Annotated in this window: 17 protein-coding genes; 6 read left to right on the top strand and 11 right to left on the bottom strand. The window is 51.2% G+C overall.

Features of this window, described 5'->3' with window-relative positions:
- Positions 1–2: 2 nt before the first annotated feature.
- Positions 3–1,388 (bottom strand): amidase, encoded by a 1,386-nt coding sequence (locus tag NV375_RS08335; protein ID WP_258807708.1) that lies wholly within the window; start codon positions 1,386–1,388, stop codon positions 3–5.
- A 115-nt stretch (positions 1,389–1,503) separates the two neighbouring features.
- On the opposite strand from NV375_RS08335, the gene NV375_RS08330 reads away from it, so the two are divergent.
- A complete protein-coding gene (locus NV375_RS08330) occupies positions 1,504–3,939 on the top strand; it encodes a prolyl oligopeptidase family serine peptidase (protein ID WP_258807706.1) in 2,436 nt (811 codons plus the stop codon).
- 46 nt (positions 3,940–3,985) lie between these two features.
- Here the strand turns inward: NV375_RS08330 and NV375_RS08325 are convergent, their stop codons facing one another.
- On the bottom strand, positions 3,986–4,429 hold the full coding sequence (locus tag NV375_RS08325) for a YaiI/YqxD family protein (RefSeq protein WP_258807704.1): 444 nt from the start codon (positions 4,427–4,429) through the stop codon (positions 3,986–3,988).
- Positions 4,430–4,492: 63 nt separating this feature from the next.
- Here NV375_RS08325 and NV375_RS08320 point away from each other — a divergent pair, with 63 nt between their 5' ends.
- From NV375_RS08320 to NV375_RS08310, 3 genes are all read left to right on the top strand, one after another.
- A complete protein-coding gene (locus NV375_RS08320; protein WP_258807703.1) occupies positions 4,493–5,200 on the top strand; it encodes an SGNH/GDSL hydrolase family protein in 708 nt (235 codons plus the stop codon).
- A gap of 55 nt (positions 5,201–5,255) precedes the next feature.
- Positions 5,256–5,741, top strand: coding sequence for a protein disulfide oxidoreductase (locus NV375_RS08315; protein WP_258807702.1), 486 nt, complete (start codon positions 5,256–5,258; stop codon positions 5,739–5,741).
- Positions 5,742–5,820: 79 nt separating this feature from the next.
- Positions 5,821–7,200, top strand: coding sequence for a M23 family metallopeptidase (locus NV375_RS08310; protein ID WP_258807701.1), 1,380 nt, complete (start codon positions 5,821–5,823; stop codon positions 7,198–7,200).
- A gap of 4 nt (positions 7,201–7,204) precedes the next feature.
- Here NV375_RS08310 and NV375_RS08305 read toward each other — a convergent pair whose 3' ends face one another.
- The gene (locus NV375_RS08305; protein WP_258807700.1) at positions 7,205–8,686 is read right to left on the bottom strand and encodes a S41 family peptidase; all 1,482 of its coding nucleotides are present in this window, start codon (positions 8,684–8,686) and stop codon (positions 7,205–7,207) included.
- A gap of 154 nt (positions 8,687–8,840) precedes the next feature.
- Between NV375_RS08305 and NV375_RS08300 the strand changes: the two genes are divergently transcribed.
- Positions 8,841–10,163, top strand: a complete 1,323-nt coding sequence (locus tag NV375_RS08300; RefSeq protein ID WP_258807699.1) for a winged helix-turn-helix domain-containing protein — start codon at positions 8,841–8,843, stop codon at positions 10,161–10,163.
- On the opposite strand, the gene NV375_RS08295 is transcribed toward NV375_RS08300, so the two are convergent.
- The 6 genes from NV375_RS08295 to NV375_RS08270 all read right to left on the bottom strand — a co-directional run bounded on the left by NV375_RS08295 (position 10,126) and on the right by NV375_RS08270 (position 13,994).
- A complete protein-coding gene (locus NV375_RS08295) occupies positions 10,126–10,770 on the bottom strand; it encodes a class I SAM-dependent methyltransferase (protein WP_258807697.1) in 645 nt (214 codons plus the stop codon). The genes NV375_RS08300 and NV375_RS08295 overlap by 38 nt on opposite strands.
- Entirely contained in the window at positions 10,767–11,027 is a 261-nt protein-coding gene (locus NV375_RS08290; protein WP_258807696.1) for a hypothetical protein, read from the bottom strand. The genes NV375_RS08295 and NV375_RS08290 overlap by 4 nt, the downstream gene beginning before the upstream one ends.
- Before the next feature lie 11 nt (positions 11,028–11,038).
- A complete protein-coding gene (locus tag NV375_RS08285) occupies positions 11,039–12,034 on the bottom strand; it encodes a branched-chain amino acid aminotransferase (RefSeq protein WP_258807695.1) in 996 nt (331 codons plus the stop codon).
- Between the two features lie 102 nt (positions 12,035–12,136).
- Positions 12,137–12,661 (bottom strand): CC0125/CC1285 family lipoprotein, encoded by a 525-nt coding sequence (locus tag NV375_RS08280; protein ID WP_258807694.1) that lies wholly within the window; start codon positions 12,659–12,661, stop codon positions 12,137–12,139.
- Between the two features lie 20 nt (positions 12,662–12,681).
- Positions 12,682–13,467: an anti-sigma factor gene (locus NV375_RS08275; protein ID WP_258807693.1), complete on the bottom strand. Its 786-nt coding sequence runs from the start codon at positions 13,465–13,467 to the stop codon at positions 12,682–12,684.
- A complete protein-coding gene (locus NV375_RS08270; RefSeq protein ID WP_258807692.1) occupies positions 13,464–13,994 on the bottom strand; it encodes an RNA polymerase sigma factor in 531 nt (176 codons plus the stop codon). The genes NV375_RS08275 and NV375_RS08270 overlap by 4 nt, the downstream gene beginning before the upstream one ends.
- A 168-nt stretch (positions 13,995–14,162) precedes the next feature.
- On the opposite strand from NV375_RS08270, the gene NV375_RS08265 reads away from it, so the two are divergent.
- The gene (locus NV375_RS08265) at positions 14,163–15,530 is read left to right on the top strand and encodes a S8 family serine peptidase (protein ID WP_258807691.1); all 1,368 of its coding nucleotides are present in this window, start codon (positions 14,163–14,165) and stop codon (positions 15,528–15,530) included.
- Positions 15,531–15,537: 7 nt separating this feature from the next.
- Here NV375_RS08265 and NV375_RS08260 read toward each other — a convergent pair whose 3' ends face one another.
- Together NV375_RS08260 and NV375_RS08255 are read right to left on the bottom strand one after the other, a co-directional pair.
- A complete protein-coding gene (locus NV375_RS08260; protein WP_258807690.1) occupies positions 15,538–16,458 on the bottom strand; it encodes a hypothetical protein in 921 nt (306 codons plus the stop codon).
- 64 nt (positions 16,459–16,522) lie between these two features.
- Positions 16,523–17,119, bottom strand: coding sequence for a hypothetical protein (locus NV375_RS08255; RefSeq protein WP_258807689.1), 597 nt, complete (start codon positions 17,117–17,119; stop codon positions 16,523–16,525).
- Positions 17,120–17,189 lie beyond the last annotated feature (70 nt).

Genomic DNA, 17,189 nt, shown 5'->3' with positions numbered 1-17,189 from the left:
CCTTATACGTCAAGCTTAGGGGGAATGGGTTGATAGCCTTCAGCTTCGAGCAGCTGTGCTAAATGCAATAGTGTGGGCTCTTGGTGGTGTGCTGCGGCGAACGAAAGACCTACGGGTAAGCCGCTTTCGTTGAGTCCTGTTGGTACATTGAGCACTGGCTGGCCAGTTAAGTTATAGAACATCACAAACGGAAAGCAGTAGTCGACATAAGGCACAGCTTCACCGTCTAAAAGAATCGCTTCATGTTTGTGATTATGCGGAAAGGCTGGGCCCAATGAAGTTGGGCTTATAACTACGTCGACCTGGGCATAAAGCCTATTTATTTCAGCGATCACCTCGTCGCGCTCTTTTAAGGCGGCACTTAAACGCCTCAGATTTAAACTTAACCCTGACTTCAAAGCCTTTGTTGCTGGCAAACTCGATCGCTTTAAGAGTTTGCTGTATTGCCAATAAATAAGCTTGCGTACAGGCCAACTCATGGTTTGTCCCATAACGAAGCCAAACAATTCGACCCATAGCGTCAGTAACTTGCGGGCAAGCTGCGGATCTATGGCTATTTTATCAACGGTAGCACCTTTGTTACGTAGGTCATGGATCGTTTTGTCCAATACATGACTCACGTCGTGTCCAGGGCCTAAGCCGATAAAATTATCGATATAGCCGAAGCGATAACCGGCCAAGTTGTCAGGTTTTACTTGCGGGCGTGCGATCGGAAGATAAAAACGGCGTTGCCAATCAGGTTGGTACAACACGTCGTAAGCGTTCTTTAGTAGTGAAGCGCTGCGCGCTAAAGGACCAGTGCTGTTCATCAGGTGAATGCCGACATCGTGTCCAGGCAAAGGCGGTATGTGACCATCGTGTGCATGCCCATTTTCAGTTGGCTTCAGACCATACAAGCCGCAGAAATGCGCTGGATTGCGAATTGAGCCACCAATATCGCTACCCAGTTCAAGGTCAACTAAGCCTGAGGCTAGTGCTGCAGCGCCACCACCTGTGCTGCCGCCCGGTGTGCGACTGAGGTCATAGGGGTTATTCGCAGTCGGGTAAAGCGGGCCAAAGGTCTGCGCATCCGCCAGCAAAGCTGGTACGTTGGTCTTGCCGACAATCACCGCTCCCGCGTCGATCAGTCGCTGCACCAAGGGTGAGGTTGTGTTCGCACGATAGTTGCGCAAAGGCGGATAGTTAATCGTTGTTGCGGTACCAGTCAGTTGATAACACTCTTTGATGGAAATAGGCAGGCCGTGCAAGACGCCTTGCGGCTCGGTTTGATCACACCGTTGCGCTGCGGCAAGCGCCGATTCGTGAAACAGCTCAACGAATGCGTTGAGTTTCGGGTTGAGTTGCGCAATGCGCTCAAATCGCTGCTTTAGGTTCTCTTCATAAGACATGGCACGCTCGCTATGCGGTTAAAGCCCAAATTGCTGCGATTGATGTCGGGCTTCAATGACTGATCACTTTGTTTTATGTGTTAGCTTAAAGTAAACACAAGAAAGGATAATAACAATGCTAAAAACGTTGAAAGTAAGCTCATTAGCGTTGGCTATCGGTGCCGGCGCCTTGTTGAGTGTCAGCGGTGTCACGGCGGTCGACGCCAACCCCGTTAAGTTGACGTATCAAGAACCCGACCAAGCCATTATTGATATCGTTGATGCAGCGCCTTCACCAGGCGGCAGCTTAAGCCCAGATGGTGATGTGCTGTTAGTGACGGGTTATCCAGCACTACCGACCATTGAAGATGTCGCTGCCGAGCAATTAAAGCTGGCTGGACGGCGTATTAACCCAGCCAACTACACGGTCAGCCAAGCGCGTTATATTAGCGAATTAAAGCTGGTTGACGTCGATGATGGCAGTGAATTAAAGATCGATGGACTGCCTAGCGACTTGAAGCTGTTAGGCGTGAGCTGGGCACCGAATGGCGATTACATTGCCGTAGCGCAGCAAACGGTCGATAGCGTCGACCTGTGGTTGATCGATGTCAACGCTGGCACCGCCAAGCAATGGTCGAGCACGCCGTTGAATGCCGTCTGGGGACCACGTTTAGAGTGGCGCCATGATAGCAGCGGTTTATACAGTTACACGGTAGCAGAAGGCCTAGCGAAACCTAAACCGTCTAATGTGCCGAGTGGTCCAGTTGTCACTGAGAGTGCAGGGCGTAATGCGCCAGCGCGGACCTATCAAGATTTGTTGCAAAACAAGACCGACGAAGCGCTCTTTGACTACTACTTTACCAGCCAAATTCGCTTCTTTGCTGTGAATGGTGACGAGCAAAAACTTGGGCCACAGGCCATTTATAACGGCGTAAGCGTGTCCCCAAGTGATGATTATTTGCTGGTGAGCCATATCAAGCGTCCGTACTCTTATGCTGTGCCGTACTACCGCTTTCCTGAAACCACGATGGTCTGGAACCAAGCAGGTGAAAATGTTTACACCGTGGTAGAACAGGGTCTAGCCGATAACCTGCCGATTGCTTTTGATGCTGTGGTGCAAGGGCGTCGCTCGGTGCAGTGGCGCAATGATGCTGATGCTACCTTGGTGTGGGCGGAAGCCACCGATAAGGGCGATCCAGCAGTTGAGGCTGAAGTACGTGATCAGGTGTTCCAACAAGCAGCTCCTTTTGACGCTGAACCGCAAAAATTGATCGATTTAAGCAAGCGTTTAGGCCGTGTATTGGCTGCCGATGAAGAAACCATTCTGATTTGGGAGCGCTGGTGGGCCGATCGTGATGAAAAGCTGTGGCTCGTGGACGCTACCTCTGACGCTGAGCCGCAATTAGTTTGGGATCGTTCGTGGGAAGATCGTTACAACGACCCAGGCCAGCCTTTTACCGTTGATGTTAATGGTCGAAGTCTTCTGCATGTGCAAGATGGCAAGGTGCTCTTAACGGGTACCGGCGCTTCTCCGGAAGGTGACCGTCCGTTCATTGATCAATTTGATTTGCAAAGTGGCGAGAAAGAGCGCCTGTGGCGCAGCGAAGCGCCTTATTTTGAACGTCCAGTCGATTTGATTGACGCTGTTGAAATGACCTTCTTAACGCAACGCGAAGGTGTCGAAGATCCAGCAGACTTTTTTGTTCGTGATGTCGATGACGCTGAACTGACAGCCTTGACCGAAACCGCGCACCCGATGCCGCACACCAAAGGCATTACGCGTGAAATGATTAATTATGAGCGCGAAGATGGGCTGGCGATGTCGGCGGAGCTGTATTTACCCGCCGGTTACGACAAAGAAAAAGACGGTCCATTGCCGACGATGATTTGGGCTTATCCGCGGGAATATAAGAGTTCTTCTGCTGCCGCTCAGGTGTCGGGTTCACCTTATGAGTTTGTTCGCATTAGCTACTGGGGGCCACAATATCTTGCCACCCAAGGCTATGCGGTGCTGGCCAATGCGACCATGCCCATCGTCGGCGAGGGCGAAAATCGTCCTAATGATACGTTCATTGAACAGTTGGTGATGAACGGTCGTGCGGCGATCAAAGCTGGTGTTGACCGTGGCGTAACCGACCCTGAACGCGTAGCGCTTGGTGGCCATTCCTATGGCGCGTTTATGACCGCAAATATGCTGGCCCACAGCGATTTGTTCACTACCGGTATAGCTCGTAGTGGCGCCTACAACCGGAGCTTAACGCCGTTTGGCTTCCAGCGCGAAGAGCGCACGGTGTGGGACGACACTGATTTATACATTGGTATGTCGCCGTTCTTCCATGCGCATAAAATCAATGAACCATTGTTGATGATTCATGGCAGCAACGACAATAATTCGGGCACCTTCCCAATGCAGTCGGAGCGTTTGTATCAAGCTGTTAAAGGTTTGGGTGGTACAGCGCGTTTGGTGATGTTGCCGCATGAGTCACACGGCTATCGCGCGCGTGAGTCGGTGCTGCACATGTTGTGGGAGCAGACGCGTTGGCTTGATTTGTATTTAAAAACAGAGAAATAAGTGAAGAAACCCGCCGTTTGGCGGGTTTTTTTATGGCTCTGAAGGCTTAAGCGCGCGCCAAAATGCGATCAAGGTGGTTGGCAAATTCCATGCGGTCGCGTTGGTTCAACGGTGGTGGGCCGCCACTTTGAATCCCGCTGGCGCGCATGGTATCCATGAAATCCCGCACGTTCAGGCGGCCGCGAATGTTGTCCTTGGTGAACAGCTCGCCGCGTGGGCTAAGCGCTTGCCCACCTTTTTCGATGACTTCGGCGGCCAACGGAATATCTGCTGTAATGACCAAGTCACCGGCTTTGCAGCGCTTGACGATTTCGTCGTCGGCAACATCGAAGCCGCTCGTCACGGTCAAGGTTTTGATAAACTTGGAAGCGGGCACGCGCAATGGCTGATTTGCCACCAGCAATAATTCAAGGTGCTTGCGCTCGGCCGCGCGGTAGAGAATATCTTTTATTACCGTTGGACAAGCATCAGCATCAACGTAGATTTTCATACGTCTTCTCGTATTATGGTTTTAGCCATAGCTTAGCACGCCACTGACAGGACCCTTAGCCTCATGCGTAAACTTTTATTCGCTCTTGCTGCCCCGTTACTACTCGTACAGGGAAAACGGGTACGCCAGCGAACCCCGCGTCTGCCGGAACCGCCTGGACCACGCCACGGACAACGAGAGGGAGGGAAGCCCGCCCTCTCGTTATTGCTCATAGGTGACTCAGCGATTGCTGGGGTGGGGTGCGATGCGCAAGCCGAAGCGGTGACTGGAAAGTTAGTAGCGGCGTTGAGTGAACACTGTGCGCTGGAGTGGCAGCTGGTGGCACAGTCGAGCCTGACCTGTGCAAAGGTGCTGGCGTTGCTACAAGGGACCGAGCTGAGAATTGCCGCACCTGATGCGGTGCTCATCTCGGTTGGTGTGAACGACGTAACAAAGCGCACCTCAGTGCGCCAATGGCGTACAGATTTAGAAAATCTCACGCATTATTTAAGCGCGCAGCTAGGGGCGAAAAAAATTATTTATACCTCACTACCACCAATGCATAAGTTTCCCGCGCTGCCACAGCCACTGCGTTGGTTTGTTGGGCAGCAAGCCATGGAATTAAACCACCATCTGGAAACGCATTGTCAGACACACGCAAACACTGAACTGTTAAAGTTCGACTTACCTTACGCACCTGAATTCATTGCTGCTGATGGCTATCATCCGTCTGCACAGGCAGCCGCTATCTGGGCGCAGGCTGCCGAGAACATGATTATGGAGTTTCAATAACAACCTGAAAGGTATAGAGTTAGCAGCAACTTTTTAAGCTGCTTAATGATAAAAAATGATTCGAAAGACATTAGTTTTTATTTTGCTTGCACTGGTTGTCGTCACGGTCATGGATCTATGGCGCGGCAAAGACCTTCCGAAAGGTGCATTACCCGATACGCGCTGGGTGACTTTAGAACAGCAGCATATTGATTTGGTCGAGCAAAGTTACGGCGAGCCAGTGGTCGTGTACTTCTGGGGCTCTTGGTGTCCTGTGTGTCATGTGCTGACGCCCAGCGTTGATTGGGTTGATAACTATTTGCCGGTGGTCAGTGTGGCCATGAGTTCTGGCTCACCGAGTCAAGTGCAGCGTTACTTGCAAACCAACAACTACGAACTTGCCGTCGTCAATGATCCCGATGCGGCCATTTCGCAACAGTGGGGCGTACCCGTAACACCAGCTTTTGCCATCGTTCGCAATGGCAAGATTCATTCCTTCACCGCTGGCGTGACCACACCGTTAGGGCTTTATGCGCGTTGGTTGTGGGCTTACATGTCGTAAAAAGGGTGTAAACCTGACTGTTGTTCATTCGCGGTTTTTGGGTAGAATGGCGCTTGAATTTAGAGAGCTAGGAAATCGAATGCCAAGATCGTTAATTGCGCTGTGCCTGATGACTGCATTTTTGCAGCTAGGTTGTAGTGATGCGCCAACTGAGGTTGAAGCAGAGCAAACTCCAGAAACTCAACAACAACCGGGTCAAGTCGATCAGCAGAGTGAGACGGCTCATCTATTGCGGCCTATCGAAAGCAAAGACAAGGCGCATGATCTCACCAATAGCTCAACACTCGAAAAAAACACAACAACACCAGAACGTTCGTTCACTGCAATGTCGCAAGAAGCACAGCTGGTAACGTTAAAAAGTGGGCAAACGGTCTCCTCATTACTATCAAAGCAAGGCTTTAGTGCCCAGCAAATTGCCAATCTTGCAATAGCGCTGCGCAAGGTCGTACCTTTAAATAAATTACAGGCTGGCAGTATCTTGGCAATTGATGAAGTTGCTGGGCAGCGGCAAGTGAGTTTGGCAGGTGAGTATGCGATTCGGGTTGATGCAGTGCAGCAGGGTGATGACTGGCAGGTCACAAAGACTAAAGTTCCGACACGCATTGAAGTTGCCGAGCATGCCATCGTTATTAATCACAGTTTATATGGTGATGGTGCTGCAGCAGGAATTCCTGGTGATGTGATCAATAGTGCTTTGCTCGCATTATCGCATTTCATTGATTTTCAGCGCCAAGTTTATAGCGGCAATCGATTTGAAGTGGTATTTGAGCGTACGCTGGTGATCGAAGATGAAGCCCTATTTGCGCATCAACAAACGCCGCTGCAACCGACTTATTTGCGTTTTAGGAATAGCGAAGACGATTTACGCTTGTATCGCTACAACGATGCGTTTTACCTCGAAGATGGCCGCCTCGCTGAGAGTTTTTTGCTGAAGACACCGCTTAATGGCGCACGCTTATCGTCGCATTACGGCCAGCGCAAGCACCCTTTGCTGGGTTACACGCGTATGCATAAAGGCATTGATTTCAGTGCGCCGGCGGGTACACCAATTATGGCCGCGGGCAACGCCACAGTTAAACGTGCCGATTGGTACAGTACTTATGGCAATGCTGTCGTACTGCAACATGATGACGGCTACGAAACCCTATACGCACACTTGAAAGGCTTCGCCAGCGACATCAAGCCCGGCGTTAAAGTGAAACAGGGTCAGGTTATTGGATTTCTGGGTAATACCGGCCTTTCGCAAGCGCGTCACCTGCACTATGAAGTCTACAAAAACGGTAAAAGCGTGAACCCGTTGAACTTAAAAAAACTCACTACTGAACGTTTAGCGGGTCAAGAACTTGCGCAATTTATCGCTTTTGTCGAAGGCCTCGAAGATCGCACTATGCGCCTAGCCCAATTTGCCAGCGGCGACAGTGCTATTTATCTGCCACCGCTGACGGCTGAGGCTCGCTGATGTATTAGTCTTGCTGACGGAGCTCGGACAACACGCGTTCGAGCTTGGCGTTAGCGCTAAGAGACGAGGCCATAAAGTCAAAAGAGATATCTGGCGTTACGCCATCTGCCTTCAAATCCCCATTGGGGCGAATGATATGCGCTTTTGGATAACCCACCTCGATACCGGTATATTTGAGTTTAAAGCTTTCCATAGCGGCGTAGGTCGTTGCTAAGTCGCCGGTTTTCTCACCAATCACTGTCGCAAAACCATAGTCTTGCGCGATGGCCGCGACGGAAATGGCATTACTGTAGGAATATCGATCAATCAACACATAAACCTGACGGTCAGCTACGGATTTAGCGCTACCGTGCGGTTGTGCCTCAGCGAGCGGGAAGGACACAATATCGCCTGCCTGATGGTCAGCATAAAGTTGCGCCAGTTGCTGTGACGTCGCATTGCTATCACCGTTGCCTTCAAGTCGGCGTTGATTCGACGCACGCGATAACTCTGAGACTTTAATGCGGAAGTCTGAGGCGAACTTAAACGGTTTGTCGGCAAACCAAGCAAGCATGTAGTCACTGAAGCTATTGGTGCCACCTGGATTATCGCGAACATCGATCAGTATTTGCTTGACCTCTTGCTTCTTGAAGGTGGTAAATGCCTCATCAATAAAGCGATGAAACTCTTCGGTATCCCAAATATCAGCATGTGAAGTGGCGTAAACATTATAGAAAGGGCCCGGCTTCAAATAGCCAATAGTGCCGTCTAGAATCGCATAATCACGTACTTTTTCTTCGGCACCAGGGGCCTCATCGTTGGTTAGGCCAGCCACTTGGTCTTCTTGTGGCAGAGTAACTTGCGTAAAGGTGTAGGGCGTCTCGCTATTAGCGTGGCGTAACGTCAGTTCATAGCTATCGCGTTCGCCTTGGTGCAGCCAGAGTAGCGGCACCAGTAAACCCTCGGTAAGCGATGCCATAATTTCTGGGTTATCGGCTGCGATATAGGCCTGAACGCTTGCCAACCAAGCGTCAACAGGTTGGCCGTCGATCGCAATCAGCTCATCGCCGACCTGAATTGGACTGGTCTCGTTGTTATCGAAATAGGCAGCGACAGAGACTCGCTGAGGCGTCACAGAAAAGTCGATGGGTAGCGTTTTACCATTGCGCATCATAAACTCTTTGTAGGCGTCGACCGGGAAATCAATACGTGTATGCGCGATCTTCGCCACCGCAGCGAAGCGCATGAAACGCTTATGTGCCTCAAGCTGGCTCAAAGGAGTATTGATGTTGCGTAACATATCGTGGTAGATGATATCGAATTCTGCTTTTGGCGTGTGTGCGAACAGGTCATAGCTGCCAAGTTGTAAATCTCGATAGAGCTGCTGTAAGTCGAAGCGGATCTGCTCAGCCGGATAGACAACAGGCGCTTGCGGATCCGTCATGGCAGTGGGCGACAGAAACGCAGTCGTACCAATAAGAAGAAAAAGAGTAAGTTGACGTAGCATTTTCATGATTCCTTTAGTGTGCGGCAAACAATTGCATGCGGCTAAATAGCCAAGCTCGAAAATTCGAACACAATAGTAGAAAATGCTCTACACAGAGTCCTGACAATACTACCTGAACGTTCGGACAAAAACCTGACAAGGTTAATTCACTGAAATGAAAACAGATTTTCTAAAAGGTGTGGCTGTCATTGGAGACTGGCAGGTTGATTTTAGCAGCGGACAATTGCGTAAAACCGCGTCGCAATCGGCCGAAAAAGACGCCGTTATTGGACGTTTGGAGCCGAAATCCTGCCAAGTGTTAGCCTATCTCGCTGCTCATGCGGGAGCTTTAGTCAGCAAGCAAGATATCACGGAGGCGGTTTGGAGTGAGAGCTACGCCAGCGATGAAACCATTGCGCGAACCATTTCACGATTGCGCACAAGCTTGGGTGACGATCCGCGTAGTCCTAAGTACATTGAGACGCTACCGAAGCGCGGCTACCGACTGTTGGCCAAGGTCGTTGCAGCGCCGGCAGACATCGAGCTAGGAGCGCGAACGCCTGAGCCCGCGCCTCGACGTCCGCGCCGAATGTTGGTTGTCGGCTTACTGTTAGTGGTCGCGATTCTGTCCGTGGTCGTCGCGAATCTTAATTTATGGGAGACACCACCGCAGGCCGATGTGGCGCCAACCGACACACAAGATGATCTTTTGGCACGCGCCGATGATTATTACCACCAAATGCGCTTAGCCGACAACGAGATGGCGATTTCGCTATACCAACAACAGATTGAACTCAATCCTGATGCTGCGTTGGCTTATGCCGGATTGGCGAATTCATTGGTGCAGCGCGTGATCCGCTGGTCTGACAGCGGCGCTGCGGCTGCTGAACCTGTGACATTGACCCAGCGTGTGGCTTCGGGGGCGTTGGATACCGAGGCAGCGCAACGGCAACTACAGCGTGCGCAAACCTTAGCCGAGCGCGCTGTTAATCTAGCGCCCAACAATGCAGCAGCGCTAAAGGCATTAGGTTTCGTGCGCTCAGCGCAAGGCGACTATGCCGGTGCCATCAACGTCTATGAAAAGGCGCTGCAGGTTGATGAGAGTGCCTGGCAGGTTTGGCTCAATAAGGGTGAGTTGAATGACGCGTTAGGTAACGAGGCTGCGGCCTTGCGCGATTATCAGTCCGCCTTTCAAGCAATGACTAAGCGTTATCAGGCAAATGAGGTGCAAATTCGGCCTTGGTATGCCGATTTGGGCAGCTTTATTGGTGATCGTTACTTAGCCGCGGAAAACTATCAAGAGGCGGAAAGTTGGTACCGTCGGGTACTCGCTTTTGCGCCGGTGCATGAAGAGGCGACCTTAGGCTTAGCCGTGGTGCTGCAGCAAACTGGCGATCAGCCTGGCGCTTTGCGCTTATGTGAAGACCTTAAGCGCCGTCTGCAAGCAACGTACTTTTGCCCTACGAAACTCGCTGAAAGAAAATCACGCGCTGACTGAGGATTTCGCACTCGAGCCCGAAGTGTTTAGCCAGCCATTGCATGGTTAGGGGCGTGTAAAAACTGACATGGGTCGGATCGTTCTTGTATTGCCAAGCCAGAAAAGCTTCGGGCGTTTCGCGGGTAAAGAGTGATGTCATTACCGCTAACCAAGCACGCTCTTTGAGCAAACCTACTAAGGTCGGCCAACTCGTGGCAGGTGCGTTGAAATGCTCCACAACCTCAGTACAGGTCACTACATCATAACGTTGCTTTAATGGCGCTTTATCGGGGTAATAAAAAATATCGTACAGCGCCATGCGAATACCGGCGTCCTCGAGCATTAGATTCAGCGTCGGGCCCGGACCGCAGCCAAAATCGAGGCCTTCAGCGCTGGCCGCCACGCGCTCGAGGAGCGGCTTGGTGAGCAGGCTAAGAAAGCGCCGATAACCTTCATCGTTAGGGTCATTTTGGTGAAGATCGTAGACTTCTTTTTCGGAATTTTTCGAGAGCTTTGCCTTAGGATCGGCAAAAATAAGCTCACATTCGCGACATTTAAAGTAACTTCGCTGCTTATCTTTGGTGAACGTGACGGCAGAGCCACCGCAAAGCGTGCAGACGTCTGTCATGACGCATCCTCAACATACAGTGCAGACACACTCTGACCTTTAGCGTTAATCCCATTGACCGACCAAGCGCCAGTAACAGGGTTCTGCGTCACGCGACCTTGTAAAGTCGCACGCCCACCATCGTCAAAGATCACATGAATTTTGCAAAAGTGATTTTTCTCTAGCTTGAAATCTTCGACCTCTACATCTACAGGCTTCGATTCGGCATTCGGCTTACGGCGTTTGTACCAGTTCAGCTCTTGAATAACAAACGGCATGGTTGGTAACTTTAAACCTGCGTCAGCCAACCGTGAAGGTCGGGCGTTTCACCCCACTGCACTGCGTTAAGTGCTTTACGCAGTTTTTCAGTGGTGGGACCTTGTTGGCCGGTGCCAACGGCATATTCTTGACCATTTTGTATTAGCGTGCCAACTGGTGTGAGTACGGCGGCTGTACCTGATAACGCCGCTTCAGTATGAGGCTTGCTGGCACGCTCCAATAATTCGTCCACGCTAAGTTCGCGTTCACTAACGGTCATGCCCATGTCGCGGGCGAGGGTTAGAATCGAGTCGCGTGTAATGCCGTGTAAAAAAGTGCTATCGAGCGCTTTGGTGATAATTTCGTTGCCATCAATCAGCAAGAAGTTGGCAGCGCCCGTTTCTTGTACGTCGCCATTAGGGCAAAACAGTACTTGGTCGGCGTTGACCTCTTTACGTGCGGTCAAAATAGGTTGTAAAGCACTGGCGTAGTTACCACCGCTTTTAATCATGCCCATGTGAGCCGCGCAGCGCGAGCCGTTTTGTTCCAGTAATAAGCGTAGTGGACGAATACCGCCAGAAAAATAATCGCCAACGGGTGATAACAGTACATAGAGCATGGAAGTGAGACTTGGGTTGGCAGCTTTTCCAATCGCGGGTTCGGTGCCAATGTGCGTAGGTCGAATATACATCGATCCTGGAGGTGCCGGAACTTCATCGGCAAAGCGGCGGACGATGCTGACGATCATTTCTTCGAGTTGCTGCGCCGAAGGTTCTGGCAGTGACAGCAAGCGGCTGCTTTGGATCATCCGAGCAATGTTGGCATCCATACGGAAAATAGTGATCGAGCCGTCTTCATGACGAAATGCCTTGAGGCCTTCAAAGCAAGTACTCGCATAGTGCAACACATGGGCGCCGGGATGTAAGCTGATGTGGTCTGCAGCAACAACTTCTGGCTTACTCCATTGCTCGCCGTCAAAGGTGCTGAATGCCATTTCAGGCATAAATACGGTACCAAATGCTGCCATGTTTTTTCTCACTGCGTTACAAAATGAGCAATGAGTGTACTTTGGACCTTGTCTATCTGCAAATCGCCGGCCCTAATTCAGGGCCGGCGTTGGTGGTAGGGCTTAGTCCTCTTTTGGACTTAAGTGTTGTCTAACTTCGAGTGCATCGAAACTCGCATCGGTATCGGGGCGCACACCTTTGCCAAGTTTAATCTCGAGAATACTTTTGATGTCTTGAGAGCGATCCCCGCCGATGTGCACACCTGCACTAAAAGTGCTGCGTGGATACGAGGTTGTGGTGCATGACACCAAGCCACAGCGGGTGACGACATCTCGTGAATCGGCATAGCGCAACGTGCTGCTCGGTTCAATGCGCTCGTTATCGATGAGCGTTTCACGGTGCGTTACGACAAACCAGTCGTAGCCGTTTTGCAGGGTGACCTCGGCAGCGCGCAGCAGCGCATAATCCATTGCTTTGTCGGCGTCTGAGCCTCTTGCTTTAAAGGTCACACGATACTGAGTATCAGTGAGTTGCGTCGCATTGTAACCATAACCTGAGCCTTCCGCCGCGCGGTAGTCAGGTTGCGAGCTACACGCTGCGATTACTACTGAAACGAGCGCAATTGACATAAGTTTGATTACATTCATAGCTATTCCTCCATTGCTGCTTAATTTGCTTCCGTCGCTGGTGCATCAACGCGCCAATGCGAATTCAGGGCAGCGTCTTCGGTTGCTTTAGAAAAAGGAGCGGTGGCCATGACCGCTTCCAAAACTGTGTCGAGCATCTGTTGGCCTGAGGCGGTGGTATAACTTCCGCTTACAGGATTAGTGTAGCTTATCGCCTCCGCGATCGGCTCCCAGCTACCATCACGGCGGCATTGTATCGCCGTCGTGGTATAGCCGGCTTGCTCATTGTTTAGCTCATAATGTCGGCAGTAGTCACCCATGTAATTCTTAAACGTAAGTTGTGGGGTCATGGCTACCGCGGTATTAAGAGTATAGGTTTGTCCGCTGGCTTTATTTTCAAGCACTTGCTCAATGGCTTGGGCGAGCTGGTTTTCTGTGGCGCGCATGGCATGGTCGCTGAACCACATGCCAGCGCTAAGACCCACCACCATTGCCACACTTGCTGCCAGCGCCACCTGACGTTGCGCAAACTGCCGCATGGTTTGCCATGGTCCCGAAGCAACTTGCGCTGGCTCATCAGTTTCGGTCAGCATCTGCGTAATTTTATCAGGCACTGGCGTTTGGTTTTGTACCTCGGCATGCTGGCGCAATCGTTCATCGACCATGACGAGTGCGGCCAGTCGAGCGGCTGTGTCCTCGTCCTGAGCAAGAAGCTGACGAACTTTTTCCATCTCTGCAGCTGGGAGCTCGTTGTCGAGAAATGCAGATAATTTTTCAGTTTCTTTCTCTGTTTCTTTCTCTGTTTCTTTCTCTGTTTCAATTCTCATGACGAAGCTCCTGACTGTTGTTGGCTGAAAGCCTCGGTTGCGAGCCCCATGATTTCGGCGAGTTTGCTACGGGCGCGCGCGAGCCTACTCATAATAGTTCCCGTGGGAACGCCAATAATGGCAGCGGCTTCACGGTAGCTTAAGCCTTGCACGGCAACGAGCGCGATGATCGTGCGCTGGTCATGCGGTAGCTGGTGCAATGCAGCATCAATATCCTGCAGCGCAAGCTGATCACTGACTTGGGTGTCGACGGCTTCGCTTGTAGCTTCTTGCAGCTCGGGTTGTTGTGTTGCTTTCTGCCGTACCTGGCGCGCTCGATGCTCGTCGAGCCACAAGTTGCGACAAACTTTAAAAGCCCATGGCATTAGTTCGATCTGCTCGGGAATACCTTTACTCAATAGGCGTTCCAAGGTTGATTGCAATAAATCATCCGCGTCGGCCACGTTCCCGCACAGCGAAATAGCAAACCGACGCAATGCGGGTAGCAGTTCGTGTAACTGTTTTTTTAATGAGACTGTGGTCGTCATTGCTGGCCCTCGGTTGTCTTCTGCCAAGTACATGGCGTTCTTTCATTCATGCTATGGTGATAACGTTTCAGCGAAATACTTATTCCAGCATAGACGGAATTTTTTTGCAGTCAGCACGTTATCTCCCTACGCATAGGTAAAAAAGAGTTAAAGTTGTGAAGGTGTTGCATGGTTAAAAATTCAAATCGGCGCGGTTTCGCGCCCAGCTTACTTATCGCCTTTGGTTTGGCTACCACATTAGCTGTGCCAGCTGGTGCGCAGGTTTTGCAAGATCCGTTGCGCGACGTTGTGAAACCCGTGGAGCAGGTGCGGCAGCAGGTTGAGCAACGCGTGCAAGAGCGCCTATTGGAAGATGCCAGGCTAGATGCTGAGCTCGCTGATGTGGTTGATATTGTTGAGTTAGCCGAAGACACGGCGCGACGGACTCTGCAGTCAACGACGGGTGAAGCGCTATTCGTTGAGGTAACACTGCCTAACGGCGATCCCGTTATCGAGCGTGAGTGGTTGGTGCTAGCGACCACTGAAACACAAGCTACTCTCCGAGCGCTCGGTGCAAACGTGATAGACGAGAAAGAGTTGTCGGCGTTGGGGATGACGCTGCTGCGTTTTCGCGTGCCAGAGCAATTGGACTCGCGCGAGCAACTCGAAAAACATTTGCCGGCGCAAAGCCACGGGAGCTTAAGCCGACATTTTGTGTATCGCGCCCAAACCTCCATAAACGAGTTGGAGCCAAGTACGTCTGATGCGCAACTACAGCAAGCAAAATGGTGCGATGCTGCAGTGAACATAGGCATGGTGGACACTAAAATCATGGCCGAGCATGCAGCTTTTGCGCATCAGCCTATTACGCAAAAAACCTTCACCGACGCTCGCTTGCAGCAGCCCTTGGCGCATGGTACCGCAGTGGCGGGTTTATTGGTTGGACGTTCTGATCATTATGCCAGCTTATTACCCAATGCACGTTTGTTTAATGGCGCGGTTTTTTATCGTCAAAATGCGCTGCATCAGGGCGCGGCACTTATGCCGTTGCTCGAAGCGTTGAACTGGCTTGCCGAAGCACAGGTAAGAGTGATTAATGTTTCGCTAACGGGGCCGCATAGCCCATTATTCGCACAAGCAGTGACACAGTTAGCAGACAAAGGGATTGTTTTGGTTGCCGCTGCCGGCAATAACGGCCCGCTAGCTCCAGCTGTTTACCCTGCGGCCTATGAAGATGTTATTGCTGTGACAGCAGTTGCTGCGGATCACACGATCTATCGTTGGGCCAATCAAGGTGATTACATTGAATTTGCTAGCCTAGGTGTGCGTATCACCACAGCTAGGCGCGACGGCAATACTGGCTTTGAAAGCGGTACCTCAATGGCGGCACCGGTCGTCGCCGCGGCCGCAGCGTGCTGGTTGGAGAACAATTCTGGCGCATCTTTAACTGCGCTAAGAGGCTTTTTGCAAGGTATCGTTGAAGATCTAGGCGCGACAGGCCATGACAGCGCTTTCGGTCATGGCCTTATATCTACTAGATATAGAGTGTCGAACTAAAGTGCGCCTAAAAGTGAACACTCAAGTTTAAGCTCGCGGTTGTTTCTTGATAGTCGACGTCAGTGAAGTTTGATTGGTTATCGACGTATTCAAGTTTCGGAGTGAATCGAAACGCCTCGCTTAGTGGGATCTGCCATTTTGCCTGTACCGACTGACGTTGCTCGTCGCGCGCGCTGTTCCGATCGGGCATTGCTTGCACATAGTCTCGATTTTCCAACTGCCAACCTAGCTGCCACGTGTGTTTATTGCCCCACAGCGAAGCGCGCGTTTGCCAGCGTAGACGTAGGGTAGAACCGTTATAACTGAATTGCGGGTCATCGGCGGTTTCATTGTGGTCGGTGTACCCGAGCGTGATGAAGCTTTTTGCCGAAGGCGTAAACCAGTAGACATCACCGCTATAGGCTTTGGCGGTAGCGTTACGTTCATTCAAATTCGCAAACTGCTTTTCGGTGTCTTCGTAAGCGAAGCGAGTAAACCATTGTTGGCCCCAAAGACGCGACACGTAAAGTGTATCGAGTTGGTAATCAAGAAAGTCTTCGCTAGCGAGTTTGGCATCTGCATCGTGTCGGCTCATGCCTATTTTGACCACGTCGAAATCGTAGCTTACTTCGCCATTCAACGTAGTGATTGCCAGATCGAACGCGTCGAACTCTTGATAGGCATGATCGCTGTGCTGCGCGCCTGCTTTGACTTCAAGCTTGCGCCATGGGCGCCATTGCAAGCCAAGCTGAGCTTCTGTCACAAGGGCTTGATCTGAACGTTCGGTATTTTGGTCAAGTTCTCGAATATTCACGTTACTGTCGTACTGATAACCGGCTTGCAGTTTGCCCGACCAATCGAAAACATCTTCTTTGGCTTTTATAGGTGCTGCGACCGATAATGCGAGGATTAGGCTGCAGCTAGATAGGGTGATCTGTGTCGATTTCATAATAACCTCCGCAGAGAAAAAGCAGCCGACAGAGCGCCGGCTGCGTGGTTTGAGTCGCGTTAGCTTAAATGCCTAGGCCACCGCGAATGCTGTCGCGAACTGTCGCATCGACAGTAGATTCCACTGCGGTTTCCACTGCAGTATCGACCGTACTCTCCACCGTTTCGCCGACAGCATCTTGCACTGCAGCTTCAGATGCTGTGCTCACAGCGGTTGATACCACCGTATCGACACTGCCATTTACAGCAGAGTTAACGTCGTTCAGCGCTGCTTCGGCTGAGGCTACTGACTCAGTTGTGACTGACGTGAGGGCGTTGGTTGCCACTTCAGTGTCAGGTAGCTCGGCTTCGGGCATTTCGGTTTCATTTTCTACCGGATCTGCCTCGTTCGAGCCTTCTTCACCGTCGTCAGCAGGTTGGTTAGTTTGGCCTTCAGCTTGTGCTGAAGCATCAGCTTCAACGTCTGCTGCCGCATTTGCTTGCGCAGATGCGTTGGTGGATTGGCCGTTCTGGCTTTCAACTGCAGCAGACTGCTCCGTAGAGGCTGAAGCTGAAGCCGAAGCTTGGGCGTTCACCGAAGCTGAACCGATGTCGGCCATCGCTGCGGTTGAAGTTAGGGCGAAAGATAATGCGATAACACTTGGTTTGATGATCGTTTTCATAATGATTTCTCCTGTTTTGTCGCAAAGACATCAAGGTAACGATTCAAACCGAGGCATATTCCTAAAGGAG

Source organism: Pseudidiomarina sp. CB1, from assembly GCF_024752025.1.
Taxonomy (GTDB): Bacteria; Pseudomonadota; Gammaproteobacteria; order Enterobacterales; family Alteromonadaceae; genus Pseudidiomarina.
Note: the sequence above shows the minus strand (reverse complement) of the source record. Positions and strands in the feature narration are given on the sequence as shown.